The sequence below is a fragment of the Streptomyces cinnabarinus genome, from assembly GCF_027270315.1.
Taxonomy (GTDB): Bacteria; Actinomycetota; Actinomycetes; order Streptomycetales; family Streptomycetaceae; genus Streptomyces; species Streptomyces cinnabarinus.
The window spans coordinates 2,398,216-2,419,310 of sequence record NZ_CP114413.1 but is presented as its reverse complement, the minus strand read 5'-3'; the positions used below and the strand labels follow the sequence as shown (position 1 = coordinate 2,419,310).

15 protein-coding genes are annotated in these 21,095 nt (G+C 71.5%); 11 read left to right on the top strand and 4 right to left on the bottom strand.

All coding sequences use genetic code 11. The features are described from left to right. The first annotated feature begins 59 nt into the window (after positions 1 to 59). Entirely contained in the window at positions 60 to 2,789 is a 2,730-nt protein-coding gene (polA, locus tag STRCI_RS10920; protein ID WP_269658686.1) for a DNA polymerase I, read from the top strand. 233 nt (positions 2,790 to 3,022) lie between these two features. Here the strand turns inward: polA and STRCI_RS10915 are convergent, their stop codons facing one another. Next, a complete protein-coding gene (locus STRCI_RS10915) occupies positions 3,023 to 3,853 on the bottom strand; it encodes a DUF4184 family protein (RefSeq protein ID WP_269658685.1) in 831 nt (276 codons plus the stop codon). A gap of 283 nt (positions 3,854 to 4,136) precedes the next feature. Between STRCI_RS10915 and STRCI_RS10910 the strand changes: the two genes are divergently transcribed. The 5 genes from STRCI_RS10910 to STRCI_RS10890 all read left to right on the top strand — a co-directional run bounded on the left by STRCI_RS10910 (position 4,137) and on the right by STRCI_RS10890 (position 12,368). Next, positions 4,137 to 5,861 (top strand): lytic transglycosylase domain-containing protein, encoded by a 1,725-nt coding sequence (locus tag STRCI_RS10910; protein ID WP_269658684.1) that lies wholly within the window; start codon positions 4,137 to 4,139, stop codon positions 5,859 to 5,861. 141 nt (positions 5,862 to 6,002) lie between these two features. Then, positions 6,003 to 6,137, top strand: a complete 135-nt coding sequence (locus STRCI_RS10905) for an SPW_0924 family protein (protein ID WP_269658683.1) — start codon at positions 6,003 to 6,005, stop codon at positions 6,135 to 6,137. 41 nt (positions 6,138 to 6,178) lie between these two features. After that, a complete protein-coding gene (gene pgfA, locus STRCI_RS10900; RefSeq protein ID WP_269658682.1) occupies positions 6,179 to 7,171 on the top strand; it encodes a cell envelope lipid trafficking protein PgfA in 993 nt (330 codons plus the stop codon). 65 nt (positions 7,172 to 7,236) lie between these two features. Beyond that, complete coding sequence (locus STRCI_RS10895) at positions 7,237 to 8,088, top strand: alpha/beta fold hydrolase (protein WP_269658681.1); 852 nt, start codon at positions 7,237 to 7,239, stop codon at positions 8,086 to 8,088. Continuing rightward, positions 8,085 to 12,368, top strand: coding sequence for a caspase family protein (locus STRCI_RS10890; protein ID WP_269658680.1), 4,284 nt, complete (start codon positions 8,085 to 8,087; stop codon positions 12,366 to 12,368). Before STRCI_RS10895 ends, STRCI_RS10890 begins: the two co-directional genes overlap by 4 nt. On the opposite strand, the gene hrpB is transcribed toward STRCI_RS10890, so the two are convergent. Then, positions 12,350 to 14,845 carry an ATP-dependent helicase HrpB gene (gene hrpB, locus STRCI_RS10885; RefSeq protein WP_269658679.1) on the bottom strand — a complete coding sequence of 832 codons (2,496 nt, stop codon included), beginning with the start codon at positions 14,843 to 14,845 and terminating at the stop codon, positions 12,350 to 12,352. The genes STRCI_RS10890 and hrpB overlap by 19 nt on opposite strands. 4 nt (positions 14,846 to 14,849) lie before the next feature. Next, positions 14,850 to 15,686 carry a class I SAM-dependent methyltransferase gene (locus STRCI_RS10880; protein ID WP_269664526.1) on the bottom strand — a complete coding sequence of 279 codons (837 nt, stop codon included), beginning with the start codon at positions 15,684 to 15,686 and terminating at the stop codon, positions 14,850 to 14,852. A 381-nt stretch (positions 15,687 to 16,067) separates the two neighbouring features. Here STRCI_RS10880 and rpsA point away from each other — a divergent pair, with 381 nt between their 5' ends. From rpsA to STRCI_RS10860, 4 genes are all read left to right on the top strand, one after another. Next, positions 16,068 to 17,564, top strand: coding sequence for a 30S ribosomal protein S1 (rpsA, locus tag STRCI_RS10875; RefSeq protein ID WP_015661187.1), 1,497 nt, complete (start codon positions 16,068 to 16,070; stop codon positions 17,562 to 17,564). 238 nt (positions 17,565 to 17,802) lie between these two features. Further along, on the top strand, positions 17,803 to 18,741 hold the full coding sequence (locus STRCI_RS10870; RefSeq protein ID WP_269658678.1) for a PAC2 family protein: 939 nt from the start codon (positions 17,803 to 17,805) through the stop codon (positions 18,739 to 18,741). A gap of 30 nt (positions 18,742 to 18,771) precedes the next feature. Further along, positions 18,772 to 19,380, top strand: coding sequence for a dephospho-CoA kinase (gene coaE, locus STRCI_RS10865; RefSeq protein WP_269658677.1), 609 nt, complete (start codon positions 18,772 to 18,774; stop codon positions 19,378 to 19,380). Positions 19,381 to 19,430: 50 nt separating this feature from the next. Further along, positions 19,431 to 19,811, top strand: coding sequence for a tetratricopeptide repeat protein (locus STRCI_RS10860; protein ID WP_269658676.1), 381 nt, complete (start codon positions 19,431 to 19,433; stop codon positions 19,809 to 19,811). 3 nt (positions 19,812 to 19,814) lie between these two features. On the opposite strand, the gene STRCI_RS10855 is transcribed toward STRCI_RS10860, so the two are convergent. Beyond that, positions 19,815 to 20,075, bottom strand: a complete 261-nt coding sequence (locus STRCI_RS10855; RefSeq protein WP_269658675.1) for a DUF6343 family protein — start codon at positions 20,073 to 20,075, stop codon at positions 19,815 to 19,817. A gap of 65 nt (positions 20,076 to 20,140) precedes the next feature. Between STRCI_RS10855 and STRCI_RS10850 the strand changes: the two genes are divergently transcribed. Beyond that, positions 20,141 to 21,058, top strand: coding sequence for an acyltransferase domain-containing protein (locus STRCI_RS10850; protein WP_269658674.1), 918 nt, complete (start codon positions 20,141 to 20,143; stop codon positions 21,056 to 21,058). Positions 21,059 to 21,095: the final 37 nt, after the last annotated feature.

Genomic DNA, 21,095 nt, shown 5'->3' with positions numbered 1-21,095 from the left:
GGCGCCGCCGATCCGGCGGTGGGCCCCCACTGTCAGTGCGGCGTGGCAGGATCGGGGACGTGGCAGAGACAGCATCGAAGAAGACCGAAACGACCTCCGGCGGCGGCCGTCCGCGACTCATGCTCATGGACGGGCATTCCCTGGCCTACCGCGCGTTCTTCGCGTTGCCCGCGGAGAACTTCACGACCGCGACCGGCCAGCCGACGAACGCGATCTACGGCTTCGCGTCGATGCTGGCCAACACCCTGCGCGACGAGGCGCCCACGCACTTCGCGGTCGCCTTCGACGTGTCCCGCAAGACCTGGCGGTCCGAGGAGTTCACGGAGTACAAGGCGAACCGCTCCAAGACCCCGGACGAGTTCAAGGGCCAGGTCGAGCTGATCGGCGAGCTGCTCGACGCGATGCACGTCTCCCGATTCGCGGTGGACGGCTTCGAGGCCGACGACGTGATCGCCACGCTCGCCACCCAGGCCGAGGCCGAGGGCTTCGAGGTGCTGATCGTCACCGGCGACCGCGACTCCTTCCAGCTCGTCAGCGAGCACACGACCGTCCTCTACCCGACGAAGGGCGTCTCCGAGCTGACCCGGTTCACCCCGGAGAAGGTCATCGAGAAGTACGGGTTGACGCCCGCGCAGTACCCCGACTTCGCCGCCCTGCGCGGCGACCCGTCCGACAACCTGCCGGGCATCCCGGGCGTCGGCGAGAAGACCGCCGCGAAGTGGATCAACCAGTTCGGCTCGTTCGCGGAGCTGGTCGAGCGGGTCGAGGAGGTCAAGGGCAAGGCGGGCCAGAACCTCCGCGACCACCTGGAGGCGGTCAAGCTCAACCGCCGCCTCACCGAGATGGTGCGCACCGTCGAGCTGCCGAAGACGGTCACCGACCTGGAGCGGGCCGCGTACGACCGCAAGGGCGTCGCGATGGTCCTGGACACACTGGAGATCCGCAACCCGTCCCTGCGGGAGCGGCTGCTGGCCGTCGACCCCGGCGCCGAGGAGGCCGAGGAGACCCAGGTCGTCGCGGAGGGCGTGGAGCTGGACGGCCAGGTGCTGGCCACCGGCGAGCTGGCCCCCTGGCTGACCGAGCACGCCACCGCACAGCCCCTCGGTGTCGCCACCGTCGACACCTGGGCGCTGGGCACCGGCTCGGTCGCCGAGGTCGCGCTGGCCACGGCCGGCGGCCCCGCCGCCTGGTTCGACCCGTCCGAGCTGGACGAGGCCGACGAGACGGCGTTCACCGGCTGGCTGGCCGACGCCGCCCGCCCCAAGGTCTTCCACAACGCCAAGGGCGCGATGCGGGTCTTCGCCGAGCACGGCTGGAGCGTGGACGGCGTCACCATGGACACCGCCCTCGCCGCCTACCTGGTCAAGCCGGGCCGCCGCTCCTTCGACCTGGACGCGCTGTCCCTGGAGTACCTCCACCGCGAGCTGGCCCCCGCCGCCACGGCCGACGGCCAGCTCGCCTTCGGCGCGGACGACGGCGCCGAGGCCGAGGCGCTGATGGTGCAGGCCCGTGCCGTCCTCGACCTGGGCGAGGCCTTCGAGGCCCGTCTTGAGGAGGTCGGCGCCGCCGATCTGCTGCGCGACATGGAGCTGCCCACCTCCGCCCTGCTGGCCCGGATGGAACGGCACGGCATCGCCGCCGACCGCGCCCACCTGGAAGCCATGGAACAGATGTTCGCCGGTGCGGTGCAGCAGGCCGTGAAGGAGGCCCACGCGGCGGCCGGGCACGAGTTCAACCTCGGCTCGCCCAAGCAGCTCCAGGAGGTCCTCTTCGGCGAGCTGGGCCTGCCCAGGACCAAGAAGACCAAGACCGGCTACACCACCGACGCCGACGCCCTGGCCTGGCTCGCCGGACAGACCGAGAACGAGCTCCCGGTGATCATGCTCCGCCACCGTGAGCAGGCGAAGCTGCGGGTCACCGTCGAGGGCCTGATCAAGACGATCGCCGCGGACGGCCGGATCCACACCACCTTCAACCAGACGGTCGCCGCGACCGGCCGGCTGTCCTCCACGGACCCCAACCTCCAGAACATCCCCGTTCGCACGGACGAGGGCCGCGCGATCCGCCGCGGCTTCGTGGTCGGCGAGGGCTTCGAGTCCCTGATGACGGCCGACTACAGCCAGATCGAGCTGCGCGTGATGGCCCACCTCTCCGCCGACGAGGGCCTCATCCAGGCCTTCACCTCGGGCGAGGACCTGCACACCACGGCCGCCTCGCAGGTCTTCGCGGTCGAGCCCGGCGCGGTCGACGCGGAGATGCGCCGCAAGATCAAGGCGATGTCCTACGGCCTGGCGTACGGCCTCTCGGCCTTCGGTCTCTCCCAGCAGCTGAACATCGAGGCGGGCGAGGCACGCGCCCTCATGGACGCCTACTTCGAGCGCTTCGGCGGTGTGCGGGACTATCTGCGCCGAGCCGTCGACGAGGCCCGCGCGACCGGCTACACGGCGACCCTCTTCGGCCGCCGCCGCTACCTCCCCGACCTCAACAGCGACAACCGCCAGCGCCGTGAGGCGGCCGAGCGCATGGCGCTGAACGCCCCGATCCAGGGCACGGCGGCCGACATCGTCAAGATCGCCATGCTCAAGGTCGACGCGGCGCTCCGCGAGGCCGACCTGAAGACCCGCATGCTCCTCCAGGTCCACGACGAAATCGTCCTGGAGGTGGCCCCGGGCGAGCGGGAGCAGGCGGAGGCCCTGGTCCGGGAGCAGATGTCCAACGCGGTGAGCCTGGACGTACCGCTCGGGGTGTCAGTGGGCGACGGAGGCGACTGGGAGTCGGCAGCGCACTAGGAAACCACCCGCGCCCCTGACCACAACAACAACCAGGCGGACGCGAAGGACCATCACTCGCGTGGCCCCCACAAAGACGCCACCCCATGCCCATGCCCGCCAGGATGCGGGCATGGGCATACGAGCACTCCGCCGGAAACACAGGGCACGCACCTTCGAGCCCGCCGCCGGAACACCCCGCATCCCCGCCGACCCCGCGGCCACCGTCCTCCTCTGGGCGGAGCTCCTCCTCGCTACCGCAGTACGAGCGTCGCGTCCCGCACCGGGGCAGGACGCCACACCCTGACCGCGACGGCGTACCCCAACACTCCCAGGAAGAGCCCCGCCCCGGCCCCGAAGCACAGCGTCGGAATCAGCTCCCACGGCTTCGCGCGTGACCCCCAGTACGCCCACCACCGCACCGCCCGCAGCACCGCGAAGACGACCGGAAACCCGAGCAGCGGCACAGCGGCCAGCCACCGGTCCCGCACCGACAGCACCGGCACCCCGACCGCGGGGACGTCGCCCGGAACCCGCCGTAGCGCCGCCGTCAGGAACACCGCGATGACGGCCGCGGCGACCGCGGAACCGCCGTACTGGAGATACCAGTACAGCGGCGACCCCGCGATCTCCTCGCCGAGGACGGGGAACAGGCGCATGCCCCAGCGGTCGAGGTGGGTGAAGGCGTCCCACACCACATGGGTCAGGGAGCCGAGCACGGCGGAGACGTACCACCACAGCAACAGTTCCGGCCGAACCCGCGCGCGGGGCGCACCGCAGCGCAGCAGGGCGGCCGGAGGGCCCTGGCGGGACGTCGGCAGCAGCGCCACCAACGGCTCGCGCACCAGCAGCCAGAGGCCCACCAGCGCCCAGCTGAGGACGACATCGACCGTGAACACCCCTGCGAAGGAGTGCGTGACATCGCCGAACTCCATCGCGCCGGGCACGCCGCTGGCCGCGTAATAGGTGAGGTCCGGGCCGAAGGAGCCCGCCACGAGGACGGCCGGGACCAGTCGGCCCCGGCCCGTTCCGTCGGTGCGGACGGCGGGCAGGACCGCCGCCGCGTGGCTCAGGGTGAACGGCACCGCGGCTCCTCGCTGGGGGTGTGATCAACGGGCCCAGTATCACGCATGGCCGGACGGTGAATATCGGACGTGAACGGGTGCCCGAGGCGCGGAAGTTGTCGTAGGGTCACTTGGGTCGGCGCGCGGGGAGTGCGTCCGGCGGACGGACAAAAACGGACGGATGCTCGCGGCGCGCCACCGAACGGCGGCACGAGCGCAACCGCCACGGCGGGCCGTTCGTCACAACAGGGCGACGGGACAGACAGAGGCGGGCGCTCGGGCGTCCACGGGAGGGGTTCACTCTATGTCGGCGCAATTCGGCAGGAGGCTGTACAAGGGTGCGGCCACCGCCGCCGTGGCCGCGCTCGCGGTCGCGGCGCTGTCGGGCTCCCAGGCTCCCGGAGCGACGGTCGACGACCAGGGCAGACGGACCACCTCGGACACCACGCCCTCACCCGACGCCCTCGCCGACGACAGCGCGACCGGCAACTCGCCGTACTACACGGACCTGCCGCCCCTGGACAGCCCCAAGCCCTCGCCCAGCGCGGGCGGGACGGGCGGCACCGACTCCGAGTCCGGTATACCGGCCACCGTGCTGGACGCCTACCAGCAGGCCGCCGCCTCGCTCCAGGAGTCCAAGCCCGGCTGCAACCTGCCCTGGGAACTGCTCGCCGCCATCGGCCACGTCGAGTCGGGCCACGCGCGTGGCGGCCGGGTCAACGCCGACGGCACCACCACCTCCCCGATCCTCGGCCCCCAGCTCAACGGCAACGGCTTCGCCAACATCAGCGACACCGACAACGGCGCCTACGACGGGGACAGCTCCTACGACCGTGCCGTGGGGCCGATGCAGTTCATCCCGTCCACCTGGGCGTGGGCGGGCCGCGACGGCAACGGCGACGGCGAGAAGGACCCCAACAACGTCTACGACGCCGCGCTCGCCGCGGGCGGCTATCTGTGCCGCTTCGGCTGGGACCTGTCCGACCCGTCCGACCTCAAGAGCGCCATCCTCAGCTACAACAACTCCACGGACTACCTGAACACGGTCCTGGCGTGGCTGGAGCACTACCGCAAGGGCGTCGACGAGATCCCCGACGGCACCGGCACGATCCCCGACGACCGCAGCGACGACGGCGGCGGGGCGGTGACCTCACCGTCGCCGTCGCCCACGCCCCCGGCCTCCCAGTCGCCGACTCCGCCCGCCAACGGCGGTTCCACGCCTCCGACGCCGCCGGGCACGACACCCCCGCCCACCACGCCGCCGTCGACGACCCCGCCGACGCCCACCGACACGGTGCACCACCTGGAGGACGCCGACACCGCCCTGCTCAAGGCGATGGCGGGCGACGCGTTCGGCGAGCGGATCAGCACCCGCGCGGAGACCTCGGCCGGCAAGGCCGTCGCCAAGGTACGCATCCGCTTCACGATCGTCGGCGACACCGACGCGGCCTTCACCGGCGGCGAGAAGTACGCCACCGCGCTGACGAACAGCAGCGGCACCGCCGTGGCGCCCGCGCTCCAGGCGGGCGAGGAGACCGGCGACTTCATCGTCCGGACCACCGTCGTGGGCCGCTCGATTCCCGGCCTCGACTACACGGCCACGGTCACCGAACGCGCCGCCGACACCCTCGCCCGCACCGGCGAGGAGGCGCTGACCTGCGTCCCCGGCGGCGAGTTCGCCGACCAGGTGGAGGTGAAGGCCACCTACAAGGGCGCCGTCGCCGACAAGGTCGCGGCCACCGCCACCCTGATCAAGTCCGCCGAGGACCCGGCCGAGAACGACAAGGGCCCCTACTTCAAGGACGCCGAGGGCAAGCCCGTACGCACCCTCACCGGCCTGAAGACGGACGCCGACGGCAAGCTCAAGCTGCCGAAGCTGTACGCCGACGACACCACCGGCACCTTCCTGCTCCGCATCAACACCGCGGGCGGCGCGACCCTCACGGTCGAACTGACCGTGGCCGCGGCCGAGTCGACCACGCCGGACACCACGGAGTCCCCCTCGCCGTCCGCGAGCCCCAGCGCGTAGACCCCTTCGGTACGACGACGGCGGCGCCCTCCCCGGCGGAGGGCGCCGCCGTCGTCGTGTGCGACGTGTTCTCATCTCGCCCGCCCGTTGCTACGGTGCCGGACCTGACGACCTATCAGCTCCGGTCCGTGGGGAGGCACCGTGCGCGCCCTGATCGCCGCCGCGACCGGTCTCGCCGTCGCGCTCGCCCTGGTGTTCACCCTCACCGCGCTGGGCGCGCCGACCGGCGAGACCTCCCCGAAGCCGATGCTGACGACGGTGCCCGCACACCCGTAACGGTGCCCACACGCCCGTAACCGCCCGGGAGGGAGGCCGAGATGAGCCGCAAGGCCAGTCTGATCCTGCTCGCTTTCGCCGTGTTCTTCGCCGCGCTGTCCCCGATGCTGCGCTGGTACGCCTTCCCGCGCCTGGCCAAGATCCCCGCGAACCAGTACCAGGACATGGTCCTGGAGGCCAAGGACGCCACCCTCCTCGACTACGGCACGATGAAGGCGCGCAAGGTCTCCAAGGTCACCATCGTGCAGACCCTCAAGGGCAACGTGGAGGCCTCCGAGAAGATCGAGAGGACGGCCGGCCGGGACGTCGTGGTCTGGGACGGGCTGTCCTATGTCGAGGGCCCCGACGGCGAGATGGTCTCCCAGATCCCCGAGCGCTACATCTTCGACGCCCACACCCAGGAACCCGTGCACGCCACCGGCGAGATGGTCGACGGCGACCCCGTGCGCCGCGAGGGCATCGAGTTCAAGTGGCCGTTCCTGACGGAGAAGCGGTCCTACGAGTACTTCGACGCCCAGACCCGCACCTCGGCCCCGATCCACTACAAGGGCACCCAGGACTTCCGCGGCGTCGAGGTCTACTACTTCGAGCAGACCATCCCGTGGACGAAGGTGCCCTACCCCAAGAAGCTCCCCGTCGACGGCGTCTCCCGGGAGTCCCTCGCCGACACCGGCACCACCCGCTGGTACACCACCGTCCGCAAGTTCTGGGTCGAACCCCTCACCGGCGCCCCCGTCTACGGCGAGGAGATCCACAAGGAGGAACTGCGCGGCGGCACGCTCCTCGGCGACCGCGACAAGGTCACCGCGTTCGCCGGGCACGTGAAGATGCGCGAGGACTACATCGACTACACCGTCGACCTGGTCAAGTCCAACCGCACCCTGGTCCTGCTGATGACGTCGTACCTCCCCTGGGGCTTCCTGACCCTCGGCATCCTCCTGCTCTCCCTCGCGCTCTACCTGGAGGCCCGCAACCGCCGGCCCGGGGACCCGGCCCCCACCCGGGCCACGGAGCCGGAACCGGTCAACGCCTGAGCGCCGCGCCCGAGTTGTACGATCCCGCATGACTGGCGCACGCAGCATCGGGGGAGGCCGCAGTCATGGCCAAGGTCGTCGTCGTACACGGCATCGGGAAGCAGTACCTGGGACCGCACACGCTGCACGGGGGAGTGGCGCCGGCGCTGCGGGACGGCATGAGGGCGGCGGCCGCACCGGAGTTGAAGCCCGAGGACATCGAAGTGGCGTTCTACGGCCACTGGTTCCGACCCGCCGGTGCGAAGAGCGACGACTACCCCTGGACGCACCGAGATGTGACCGAGGGCCTGGAAACCGACCTGCTGATGGCGTGGTGGCAGGAGGCGGCCCGCACAGCCCCCGACAGAGTCCCACCACCGTCATCTGCCGCGACGACGAAGGCCACGACCCCGCAGACCGTGCAACGCGCCCTGCACGCGATCAGCCGCCTCCTGCCGTCCCGCTTCACCGACCGCTTCCTCATCGGCATCCTCAAGCAGGTCCGCCGCTACCTCACCGAGGACGAGACCCGTGACCGTGTCCAGTGCAGTGTCGCGGAGGCGGTCACCGACGACACCCGGGTCCTGGTCGCCCACTCCCTCGGCAGCGTCATCGCCTACGAGGCCCTGTGCGCGCACCCCGAGTGGCCGGTGCGCGCCCTGGTGACCCTCGGCTCCCCGCTCGGCATCCCCGGCGTGGTCCTGGACCGCCTGCGCCCGAGCGCGACCTGGCCGCCGGTTCTGCGCGAGTGGACGAACATCTGCGACCGAGCGGACGTAGTGGCCCTGACCAAGGAACTGTCCCCGCTCTTCAAGTCCCCTGACGGCGGCCGTGTGGTGGACGTACTGATCGACAACGGCAGCCACGCCCACGACATCGTCCCCCACCTCACCGCCGCGCCGACCGGAGCCGCCGTAGCAGCCGGACTCCGGCCATGACCCGCCGTACGGTCGTCGTCAGCGGCACCGATTCCTACGACCACGAACTGCCCCCGCTGCCCCGCGCGGCACCGGACATGGACACAGTGGCCGAGGTGTTCCGCAGCCTCGGCTACGAGGACGGCGACCGCCTCCACAACCCCACCGCCGACGGCCTCAGACGCGGCCTCGCCGACTGGGCCCGCCGCGCCGACCGCAGCGAGGACGTCGTCGTCCTCTACTACACCGGCCACGGCGAACGCGACGACAAGGGCCACTTCCTGATGTGCCGCGACAGCGAGTCCGGCCAACTGCGCAGCTCCGCCGTCGAGTCCGAACGGATCGTGGAGATCCTCGCCGAGAACGGCCTGACCCGGATCCTGCTCATCCTCGATACGTGTTACGCCGGTCAGGGCGCCGTGGACGCGCTGCGCGCCCTTGCCGGGAGCCTGGCCGCCCCGGCGGTGGACGCGAGCAGGATGACGGACTTCTCGTACATCGCGGCGGCCGGACCCCAGGACCTGGCGACGGACGGGGCGTTCGCCGGAGCCCTGCGCGAGGCGGTCTCGGACCCCCTCCTCGGCGGCCCGCACCAACGCCACCTCCACCTGAGCGACATCGTCCAGCACATCAACGGCACCCTGCGTACCCGCGGCGAGTTCCAGAAGGCCGTCCACGGCACCCTGATCGCCGACGGCGAGACCCCCTTCTTCCCCAACCCCCGCTACACCCCCGGCACTCCGGCCGGCCTCGACCTCGCGGAACAGCGCGTGTGGCTGCTGAGCGGCGAGGCGCGCCGGCGCCAGGAGGAGCGGGTCAGTCACTTCGACCCACGGGGGCGGGGCAGCGACGTCACGACGGGGACGGCGTCGTACTTCACCGGGCGTGCGGCGGTGCTGGGCGAGCTGACGGCGTGGCTGGACGACGACTCGCCGGACCTCGGGCGGAGCGTGCTGGTCACGGGTGGCGCGGGGGTCGGCAAGTCCTCCTTGCTGGGGCGGCTGTTGCTGCTGTCGGACCCTCGGGCACGGGCGGCGCTGGACGACTTGGACCCCTCGGTCCCCACGCCCGCCTCGGGCATCGACACCGCGATCCACGCCCGGCACAAGCTGCTGGACGACATCGTGGCAGGGGTGGCCGACGCGGCGGGCGTGCCGGGTGCCGGACGGCACGAACTGCTGACGGCGCTGGGCGAGCGCACGGAACGGCTGGTCGTCATGGTGGACGCGCTGGACGAGGCGGGCACGGCAGGGGCGGACGAGGAACCGCAGGCCATCGCCCGGTCGTTCCTGCGTGAACTGGGGGAAGTGCCGTGTGTACGGCTGCTGGTGGGCGCCCGCCCGCACGTGGCGGATGCCCTGGGCCCCTCCTTCACCCGCATCGACCTGGCGGACCCCCGGTGGCTGGGCCCCGGCGACATCGAGCGGTACGCGCGCAAGCTGCTGCTGGCACCGGACGGGGAGGGGTCGAGCGGACCGTACACGGAGAAGACGGCGGCACCGGTGGCGGTGGCGGTGTCCGCGCGGGCCGGGGACAACTACCTGTGCGCCCGCCTGATCGCCCGCCCCCTGGCGCGCAGGCCGCGGCCGCTGGACACGGGATCGGAGGGCTGGGAGAGCCAACTCCCTTCGCTCACCCAGCAGATCGCCCGCCCAGGCGTCGAGGCCGCCTTCAGCTGGGCCCTGCGCGAACGCATGCCCCGCCAGGAGGAACGGGCCCGCGCCCTGCTCACGCCGCTGGCCTTCGCCGAGGGGCAGGGGGTGCCCGCGACGGGGGTGTGGCAGGCGATGGCCTCGGCGGTACTGGGCAGCCCGGTCGGACCCGAGGACATCCGACAGGCGCTGTCGGCGGGCGGCGAGCTGATCGAGCTGATCGTGGAGGACACGGATGCGGCGGGGCGGTCGGTGTACCGGCTGTACCACGAGTCTTTCGCGGACGCGCTGCGGGAACAGGCGGCGGCGGGGACGGGGGAGCGGATCGCGGGGGCGCTGCTGGAGTTGGTGCCGGTGGAGAAGGGCATGCGTGACTGGAGCCTCGCGGACCCCTATCTGAAGGGCCACGCGGCCACGCACGCGGCGGCAGCGGGACTGCTGGACGAACTGGTCCTGGAGCCGCAGTTCTTGCTGACGGCGGAGCCGGTCGCGCTGCGGCGGGCCCTGTCCGTGGTCACCCGCCCGGAGTCCGTCGCCGCACGGGCCGCGTACCTGCGCTGCGCGCCGATCCTCGCGTCCGAGCGGCTGAACGAAGGGGACCGCGCGGCCCAACTCCACATGCGGGCGCTCGAGGAGAACGCGGAGACACTGGTCGCGGCGATCCGGTCCCGTTTCCCCCACCGCCCGTGGGAGGTGCTGTGGGCGCATGCGGCGTCGGCTCCTTACCGGGCGCTGGGGGACTCGGACACGGTTGTGACGGACCTCAGCGTGGTGAAGTGGGAGGGGCGGCAGGTCATCGCGACCGTTGAGGAGGGCCGAATACACCTGTCGGACCCCGAGACGGGGGAGGGGCTGACCGAGCTTTCGCCGCCGACGGACGGGGAGGTGCTCGCCGTGTCCTCATGCGGTGAGACCGAGGAACCGTGGTTGTTGGTAGTGTCCCGGCACCCCGGGACACTCGCTGTATCGGTGGCCGACGTGGTGACCGGGCTGTCGCTCGGACCGGACCTGTGGACACGCGCGGCCGGACCCGAGGCCGTGGCCGCGACCGAGGTGGACGGCGCCTGCGTCGTCGCCCTCGGGGAGTCGCACACGGTACGGCTGGTGGACGTCCGTACAGGGCGGGAGCTCACCCGGATCGACGGCCTCCCGGAACCGAGGCCCGGTGGCTCCTTCCATGTGGCGCTCGGCAGACAGGACGGGCACGTGGTCCTGGCCGCCGCCACAGGGACGAAGGTGTCGGACACCTCGTGGTGGCGACGGCGCAACGCGCAGCTCGCCACCTGGCGGCTCGACCCCCGGCGGGGCTGGTCCGTCGTGGGCGAAGCCCGGTGCAGAGGGCGGGGCAACGAAGTGCAGAGCCTCGGCGTGCTGCGTGGTGAGGTCCATGTCATGACGTCCCACGGGTTGCGGGCGTTCGCCTCCTACCAGGAGCGAGGATTCCGCCACGGCGGCGTGGTCCACGAGTGGCTCCTTCCAGGGGTTCACAGAGGGCTGGGTTTCTTCACCCTGGATGGGGAATCGTGCTGCGCGCTGGACACCGGAACGTCCGTCACAGTGAAGAACTGGGGCATCTGGTCCCGAGCCGAGCTCCCGACGGGCGGAAAGGTCAAGGCGTGGGCGGTGGTTCAGGGCCCAGGCGCGGGTCCGGAACTGGTGACCGCGGGCAACGGCCCGGGCCTACGGGTGTGGGACCTGCTGCCGGACGAGCGGAAGGGGAAGCCTGCGTATCGAACACGTCACGGACTGGGCGAGCACTGCGTCGCCGCCGAGTTCGGCGGAGAGCGCGTGCTGGCGACCAGCAACGGACCCCTCACCCTCTACGACCCGCGCACCGGCGAGCGGCTGGACGAGCTGGACCGTGAGCCGAGCTGGCTCGGGCGGTCCGCTGACGCCGGGCTGCCGCTCGTGCTCTACGACGCGGTGCGGGGCGCGCTCTCCCGACGTACCGCAAGGGTTCTGGACACCGCCCGGGCGCCCGCCGTCCCGCTCGGCTCGAGGATGGCGGTCGTGTCCAATGTGACCGTCGTCCGCCTGGGCGAGCGGCGGATGCTGGCCGGGACGCAAACCGCCATGCGGGACGCGGTGGTGCTCTGGGACCTGACCGGCAAAGAGATCCAGAAACTGCCTTGCGGCGGGGTCTCCACCGACATGAGCCTGCGCACGGTGGATGACGGTGACGTCCTCTGGCTCGGCGTCGGCCAATGGCACCGAGGCACCGGGTCGCAGAGCATCTCGGTCCACCGGTTCGCCCAGGAAGGGGCGGACCGGTCGATGACACCACCGCTGCTGAAGCGCGACGGTTTCGTGTTCGACCTGGGTCGGTGGCAGGGGAGGGCGTCGATCGCGTGCTACAGCCCCGGTGAGCGGTCCCTGTCGGTCGAGAGCCTGGCCGACTCCTGGGACGCCGAGCAATGGGAGCTTCCGTCCGGCACGGACATCCTTGACCTCGTCCTCGTCGGCGCCCGAGACGTCCTCGTCGCCGTCACCTCCGACGAACGGCTCCTCTTCTACGCACCCGGCTCCGCACACCCCGTCGCGAACGTCCATGTGGGCGCCGACATCTGGTCCGTCGCCCCCGTCGACGAACAGATCATCGGCGTAGGCACCGCCAACGCATTGTTCGCCCTTCAGCTGCCCCCGGCCTGACGCCGAGCCCGAGCCGCCGTATGCCGAGTTGGCTCGGCACTCGCCGGATCCTCCGGCCACGGATGCTTCGGATACCGCCCCCGCAGCTCCGCCCGCACACCCTTGTACCCGTCCCTCCAGAAGGACGCGAGGTCGGCCGTGACCGCGGCAGGGCGCCCCGCGGGGGACAGCAGGTGCACCAGAACCGGCACCCCGGCCACCGACGGCGACTCGTGCAGCCCGAACATCTCCTGCAACTTCACCGCGAGGACGGGCTGCTCAGGGTTGGCGTAGTCGATCCGGATTCTGGACCCACTCGGCACAGTGAGCCGCTCGGGCGCCAGCTCGTCCAGGCGCCCCGCCTCCCCCGAGGCCCACGGCAGCATCCGCCCGAGCCCCGCCCCCGCATCGATCCGCGCCAGATCCGCCCGCCGCCGCGCCCGTCCCAGCTCCGGCTCCAGCCACTCGTCCACCCGCGCGTGCAGCGCGTCGTCGGACACATCCGGCCATGGGTCGCCCACATGCATCCGCAGAAACGCCAGCCGCTGCCGCAGTACGACCGCGTCCGGCGACCACCGCAACAGACCGAGCCCCTCCCGCCGTAGCCCTTCAAGCAGCGCGTCGCGTACGAGAGCGGGGGCGGCGTCCCGCAGCGGACGCACCGTCAGCTCGATCGCCCCCAGCCGCTCCACCCGGCGCGCGACCACGTCCCCGTCCGCCCAGTGGACCTCCTCGCCCTCGGAGTAAAGGGGAGCGGCAGCCGACCGGGCCGTCTCCTCGTCCACCACCGCAGCGAGCTGCACACGCGCGTGCCCCTTGCCCACCGGACGGTCCGCCACGGCGACCGCCAGCCAGGGCGCCCCGCGCAGCGGCGAGCCCTCACGCAGCTCGGCCCGGGTCCCGGAGGCCATCAGCACCGACCCGCCCTCGACCCGGCCGACGCGCTCGGGAAACGCCAGCGCCGCCACGGTTCCGGCCAGCGCGTCATCCCCCGCGACGGAGTCCGAAGCCCCGCCGACACCTTTCAGCCGTCGCACCTCCGCCCGCCACCGCCCCGAGTAGCCGTCACCCCCACGCCGAGCCGCCCGCAGCGCCGCCGCCAGGTCGTCGCCGTACTCCCGAGGCGCCTCCTCGGACAGCAGGGCCACCACCTCCGCGCCCCCGGCGGCCGTGTCCAGCAACGCCCGCCCTAGGCGGGGGTGCAGGCCGAGCCTGGCCAGTCGCGCTCCCCGGTCGGTCGCATGCCCCGACTCGTCCACCGCCCCGATCGCCGACAGCACCGCGCGGGCAGCCGCCATCGCGCCCGCGGGAGGCGGGTCCAACAGGGCCAGACCGGCGGCCGAAGGATCTCCCCAGCACGCCGTCTGCAACGCGAACGCCGTCAGGTCCGCCACCTTGATCTCGGGGGACGGGAACCGCGGCAGCCGCGCGTCCTCCGCCTCAGCCCAGCAGCGGTACACCGCTCCCGGCGCCTCACGCCCGGCCCGGCCCGCCCGCTGCTGCCCCGCCGCCTGCGAGGCCCGTACCGTCGTCAGCGCGCTCAGCCCGCGCGCGTGGTCGACGCGCGGCTCCCGCGCCAGACCGGAGTCGACGACCGTCCGGACCCCGGGGACCGTCAGGGACGACTCGGCCACGGAGGTCGCCAGCACCACCCGGCGCCCCGAGCCGGGAGACAGCACCGCGTCCTGCACCGCCGCCGGGGCCCGCCCGTGCACCTGGAGCACTTCCACCCCGCCCAGCTCGCCCAGCTGTCCCGCCACCCGCGCGATCTCGCCGACGCCGGGCAGGAAGCACAGCACGTCCCCGTCCCGCTCGGACAGCGCCCGCCGCACCACCGACGCCACATGCGTCAGCAGCGCCGGATCGACCCGCATGCCGTGCGGCGGCCGTACCGGACGCGCGGGCGGCGACCACTCCACCTCCACCGGATGCGAGACGCCCTCCGCCTCGACCACCGGAGCGTCGCCCAGCAGCCGCGCCCAGCCCGCCGCGTCCGTCGTCGCCGACGCGGCCACCAGACGCAGCTCCGGCCGCAGGGCCTGTCGCACGTCCCAGAGGAAGGCCGCGGCGGTGTCCGCGTCCAGGTGGCGTTCGTGGCACTCGTCGAGGACGACGACGTCCACCCCGGCCAGCTCCTGGTCGCGCTGGAGGCGCTGCACCAGCACACCCGTCGTGACGACCTCCACGCGCGCGTGCCGTCCGACGACCCGCTCTCCGCGCACGGTGTAGCCGACGCTCCCGCCGACCTTCTCGCCCAGCAGCCACGCCATCCGCCGGGCCGCGGCGCGGGCGGCGATCCGGCGCGGCTCCGCGACGACGACCCTCCGCGCGGGCGAGGCGCCGTCCAGCAGGCCCGCGAGCGCCAGCGGGACCAGGGTGGTCTTGCCGGTGCCCGGCGGCGCCACGAGGACCGCCGTGCCGGGCCCCTCCAGAGCGTCGGTCAGCCCCGGAAGGGCACTGCGTACGGGAAGGGCGTCCAGAGCGTCGTAGCGGATCACCCGTTCAGTCTCGTACGCAGACGAAGATCGCCGTCCCTGGGACGAGGCTTCCGCGCAGCGGGGACCAGCCGCCCCACTCCGAGGAATTCCAGGACGGCCACTCTGGCTCGACCAGGTCCACCAGGCGCAGATCGGCCGCCACGATGTCGCGGACGCGGTCGCCGATCGTGCGGTGGTGCTCGACGTAGACCGCCCGGCCCTCCTCGTCCTGCTCGACGTACGGCGTGCGGTCGAAGTACGAGGCGGACACCGACAGGCCCTCGGGGCCCGGCTCGTCCGGGAAGGCCCAGCGGATGGGGTGGGTGACGGAGAAGACGAAGCGGCCACCGGGGCGCAGTACGCGCCGCACCTCGCGCAGGACCAGTACTGGGTCCGCCACGAACGGCAGCGCGCCGTACGCCGAGCACGCCAGGTCGAAGGAGGCGTCGGCGAAGGGGAGCGCGCCCGCGTCCGCGCAGATCAGCGGGAAGGAGGACCCGATGCGCAGGGCGTGCTGGAGCTGGCGGTGGGAGAGGTCCAGGGCGACCGGGTGGGCGCCCTGCGCGGCCAGCCAGCGCGCGCACTGGGCCGCGCCGGCGCCGATCTCCAGGACGGCCTTGCCCTTCAGCTCCTCCGGCGGGCCGAGCAGCTCCGCCTCCACCTCGTCCAGGCCCTCGGGGCCCCAGACGAAGCGGTCGTCGCCGAGGAAGGTGCCGTGCTCGATCTGGTACTCGTCCGCGTTGCGGTCCCACCAGCCGCGGTTGGCCCGGGAACTCTCCGCGACCCCGGCGGCACGCCGAGTGGCCTCCGGCTCGGCTTCGGATCCATGTGCGGTCTCGGTGGATACGGGCTCTTGGATGATCGGCTCCCTCGTCGTACTCTTCCGTGCAACCCGTCACGGCGGCCGTCATGGCGACCGTCATGAATGGGGCGCCATGACGCGCGCGTGGCCTCGTGAGACAGGTTTTGTGCCGGGAATGCGGCGATCCGCCCCGGGTGTGCGCCTTCGCGCATTGACCCTGCCCGGCTGCCCCCGTATGCTACAAGTTGCGCTGCGGGCCTGCGCACCTCAGACGTAGCAGGCTGCGCTCGCATCTGTTGTATGTCCCCTCGGTTTTCGAGGCGCATCACTGGTTTTGGCTGGTGGCGCGCTTCCTTGGCTGTCCGGCTTCTTCAGAGCGATACGGGCTCCCGGCGTAGCAGTACCTACGACTTCAATGTCCGTACCGGAGCCCTTTCCCACATGACGAGCAGCACCGAGACCACCGCCACCACCCCGCAGGTTGCGGTCAACGACATCGGTAACGAGGAAGCCTTCCTCGCCGCTATCGACGAGACGATCAAGTACTTCAACGATGGCGACATCGTCGACGGCGTCATCGTCAAGGTTGACCGGGACGAGGTTCTCCTCGACATCGGTTACAAGACCGAAGGTGTCATCCCGAGCCGCGAGCTCTCGATCAAGCACGACGTCGACCCCAACGAGGTCGTCGCCGTCGGTGACGAGATCGAGGCCCTGGTCCTCCAGAAGGAGGACAAGGAAGGCCGCCTGATCCTCTCGAAGAAGCGTGCCCAGTACGAGCGCGCCTGGGGCACCATCGAGAAGATCAAGGAAGAGGACGGCATCGTCACCGGTACCGTCATCGAGGTCGTCAAGGGTGGTCTCATCCTCGACATCGGCCTCCGCGGCTTCCTCCCGGCCTCCCTGGTCGAGATGCGCCGCGTCCGCGACCTCCAGCCCTACGTGGGCAAGGAGCTCGAGGCGAAGATCATCGAGCTGGACAAGAACCGCAACAACGTGGTCCTGTCCCGCCGTGCCTGGCTGGAGCAGACCCAGTCCGAGGTGCGCCAGACGTTCCTCACCACCCTTCAGAAGGGTCAGGTGCGCTCCGGCGTCGTCTCCTCGATCGTCAACTTCGGTGCCTTCGTGGACCTGGGTGGCGTCGACGGTCTGGTTCACGTCTCCGAGCTGTCCTGGAAGCACATCGACCACCCCTCCGAGGTTGTCGAGGTCGGCCAGGAAGTCACCGTCGAGGTCCTCGACGTCGACATGGACCGCGAGCGTGTCTCCCTGTCGCTGAAGGCGACCCAGGAAGACCCGTGGCAGCAGTTCGCCCGCACCCACCAGATCGGCCAGGTCGTGCCCGGCAAGGTCACGAAGCTGGTTCCGTTCGGTGCGTTCGTCCGCGTGGACGAGGGCATCGAGGGTCTGGTCCACATCTCCGAGCTGGCCGAGCGCCACGTGGAGATCCCGGAGCAGGTCGTCCAGGTCAACGACGAGATCTTCGTCAAGGTCATCGACATCGACCTGGAGCGTCGCCGGATCTCGCTGTCCCTCAAGCAGGCCAACGAGTCCTTCGGTGCCGACCCGGCGTCGGTCGAGTTCGACCCGACCCTGTACGGCATGGCCGCGTCCTACGACGACCAGGGCAACTACATCTACCCCGAGGGCTTCGACCCCGAGACCAACGACTGGCTCGAGGGGTACGAGAAGCAGCGCGAGGAGTGGGAGCGCCAGTACGCCGAGGCGCAGACCCGCTTCGAGCAGCACCAGCAGCAGGTCATCAAGAGCCGCGAGGCCGACGCTGCCGCTGCCGCCGAGGGTGGCGACGCCGCGGGTGCGGCTCCGGCCGCGTCCGGTGGCTCGTACTCCTCCGAGGGCCCGGACAACTCCGGCGCGCTGGCCTCGGACGAGGCGCTTGCGGCTCTCCGCGAGAAGCTGGCCGGTGGTCAGAGCTGACGTCAGCTTCTAGCTGAGGGCAGTTAAGGCTCTTAGGGGTCGTACCTTTCGAGGTGCGGCCCCTTTGGCGTTCTGGCTGCGGGCCGATGGGGGCTTGTCGCGCCCGCGCGGCGGAGCCGCAAATCGATACAGCCCCGCGCCCCTCAGGGAGTTGTTCTTCCCCTTACTTTCAAGATCGGGGGAATGCCCCTGCCCGCCTCCGCGTTGTTCAGTAGGAACACGAGGAGGAGCGGTCACTGTGCTTGATCCGCAGGGTTTGTACGCATGGGAGCCGAAGGGCCTGGCCGTCGTCGACATGGCGCTGGCGCAGGAGTCGGCGGGCCTTGTCATGCTCTACCACTTCGACGGATACATCGACGCGGGCGAGACCGGCGACCAGATCGTCGACCGGCTGCTCGACTCACTGCCCCACCAGCTCGTGGCCCGCTTCGACCACGACCGGCTCGTGGACTACCGAGCCCGCCGCCCACTGCTGACGTTCAAGCGCGACCGCTGGACCGAGTACGAGGTTCCGGCCATCGAGGTACGGCTCGTCCAGGACGCCACCGGCGCCCCCTTCCTGCTGCTGTCCGGCCCCGAGCCGGACGTGGAGTGGGAGCGCTTCGCCGCCGCCGTCCAGCAGATCGTGGAGCGGCTCGGCGTCCGGCTGTCCGTGAACTTCCACGGCATCCCCATGGGCGTCCCGCACACCCGGCCCGTCGGCCTCACCCCGCACGGCAACCGCACCGACCTCGTCCCGGGCCACCGCAGCCCCTTCGACGAGGCGCAGGTGCCGGGCAGCGCCGAGTCGCTGCTGGAGTACCGCCTGATGGAGGCCGGCCATGAGGTGCTCGGTGTCGCCGCGCACGTCCCGCACTACATCGCGCGCTCCCCGTACCCGGACGCGGCCCTGACCGTCCTGGAGGCCATCACCGCCGGCACCGGCCTGGTCCTCCCGGGCATCGCCCACGCCCTGCGCACCGAGGCCCACCGGACCCAGACCGAGATCGACCGCCAGATCCAGGAGGGCGACGAGGAACTGGTGGCGCTGGTGCAGGGCCTTGAGCACCAGTACGACGCGGCGGCGGGCGCGGAGAGCAGGGGCAACATGCTCGCCGAGCCGGTGGACATCCCGTCGGCGGACGAGATCGGGCAGGAGTTCGAGCGGTTCCTGGCGGAACGAGAAGGCGACAACTGACGCCGACGCGGCAGGCCCTAAGCTCGGGCCATGTTGAAAGTTGGCCTGACCGGCGGCATCGGCGCCGGAAAGAGCGAGGTGTCACGACTCCTCGTGGAACACGGCGCCGTACTGATCGACGCGGACCGCATCGCGAGGGAGGTCGTGGCGCCGGGTACCCCCGGCCTCGCCGCGGTCGTCGAGGCCTTCGGCCAGGACGTGCTGGCCGAGGACGGGAGCCTGGACCGGCCCAGGCTCGGCTCCATCGTCTTCGCCGACCCCGAGAAACTCGCCGTTCTGAACTCGATCGTGCACCCACTCGTCGGCGCTCGCTCACGCGAGCTGGAGCAGGCCGCCGCCGAGGACGCCGTGGTCGTGCACGACGTGCCGCTGCTGACGGAGAACGGCCTGGCGCCGCTGTACGACCTCGTGGTCGTCGTCGACGCGAGCCCCGAGACCCAGCTGGACCGGCTGGTGCGGCTGCGCGGGATGACCGAGGAGGACGCCCGCGCCCGGATGGCCGCTCAGGCGTCGCGGGAGAAGCGCCGGGAGATCGCGGACCTCGTCATCGACAACGACGTACCCCTGGACCGGCTTCAGCGCCGGGTGCGGGAGGTGTGGGACGAGCTGGAGCGCCGGGCCGGGGCCGCTCAGGAATAGCCGCCCCTCGTCGGGGCGTTGAAGCCCCTCAGTAAGGGAAGGACTCTGCCGTGCCCGAGACCAGCGGTTCCACCGGACGCACTCCGGAGACGCATGTCATCGACTTCCGTGCCGCCGAGCAGCTGCTCGCCGCGCGGGACCCGCGGGGCGCGGTGAAACTGCTCGATGGTGTCATCGCCGCGCACCCCGAGAACACCGCGGCCCGGCTGCTGCGCGCGCGTGCTTTCTTCGCGGCGGCCCAACTGCGGCCCGCCGAGCTGGAGTTCACCATCGTGCTGGAGCGCGAGCCGGACAACGCGTTCGCCCACTTCGCGCTCGCCCGCACCTATGAGCGGCAGGGGCGTGGCGACCAGGCCGTCCGGCACTTCCGGCTGGCGGCCGCGCTGGACCCCAACCCGCGGTACGTGAAGGCCGCGGGGTTCGAGTCCTGAGGGTCAGCGCCGGTCGGGCGGGTTGTACGGCGGGATGTCGGGGCCCGGCTGGTAGTGCGGGCCCTGGTGGATGTGGCGGACGATGAACCCCATGTCCACGGCGACGACGACCGCCAGGACCCCGCAGGCCACCGCCCAGCCCGTGCGGCCGACCAGTGCGAAGACCGCCGTGCCGAAGAGCGCCCAGACCAGCCCCCACACACTCAGCCAGAACCGCGTCCGCAGGGCACTGCGCGCGGTCAAGGGTTCACTGCCCGTACGCATCGGGATCACCACTCCTCCTTCGGAACGTACTCTTCGAGGAGGCGTTCACCAAAAGGGGGTGTGCGGTGCCGCTGTCGCTGCCGGACGCCGATGAGCTGCCCGAAGTCCTGATCGACCTCGCCGTACCGCACGAGGACATCGAAGTCCTGGTCCGCATGCGCCGCAGGGTCACCGACGATCCGGAACTCAGACGGCTCCTGGAGGCGTCGGTCGAGGAGCTGGTGCGGGACATCGGGCAGGTCGGCGCGCGGGTCGAGCTGCCCGAGCTGGACTGGCCCGCCGGGCCCCTGCAGCGCTGCTTTCCCGTGTACGTCTTCGTCGCGGCGCTGCCCCACACACGCGCGTACCACCGCGAACGCGGTGTCCCCGCCGAGGTGACCCGGCGTACGCTCGCCGACCTCGGCCGGAACATGGCCGTTCACCGCAGGCGGTACGACCGGGCGGGCGTACAGGCGCCGAGGTGGCTCACCCATCACTTCCGGGGCGAGCTGTACCAGCTGGGGCGGCTCCAGTTCGAGCGGACGCGTGCCGGAAAGTGGCTCGACGCGGCCCCGGACACGCCGTGCCTCAACCTCCACATCCCCGATTTCCACGGGCCGTTGACGCCGGCGGCTGTCGACCGCTCCCTGGCGCTGGCCCGGGAGTTCTTCACGCGCCACTTCCCCGAGGAGCGGTACTCGGCCGCGACCTGCCACTCCTGGCTGCTCGATCCGCAGCTCAAGCGGTATCTGCCGGCCGACTCCAACATCGTGCGCTTTCAGGAGCGGTTCCGGGTCGGGCACGAGGACGCCGAGGAGGCGGACACCGAGCCGGTGCAGTTCGTGTTCGGCGACCCGGAGCTGCCGATCGAGGGCTTGCCGCGGCGCACGGCGGTGGAGCGGGCGGTGGGGGACCATCTGCGGGCGGGAGGACACTGGTACATCGGGCACGGCTGGTTCCCCTTCGAGGAACCGGGTGAGTCAACTTCCGCCGTACGGCGATGAGTTTCGCGGCGGGCCGGGGTCTATCCCTGTGACAGCG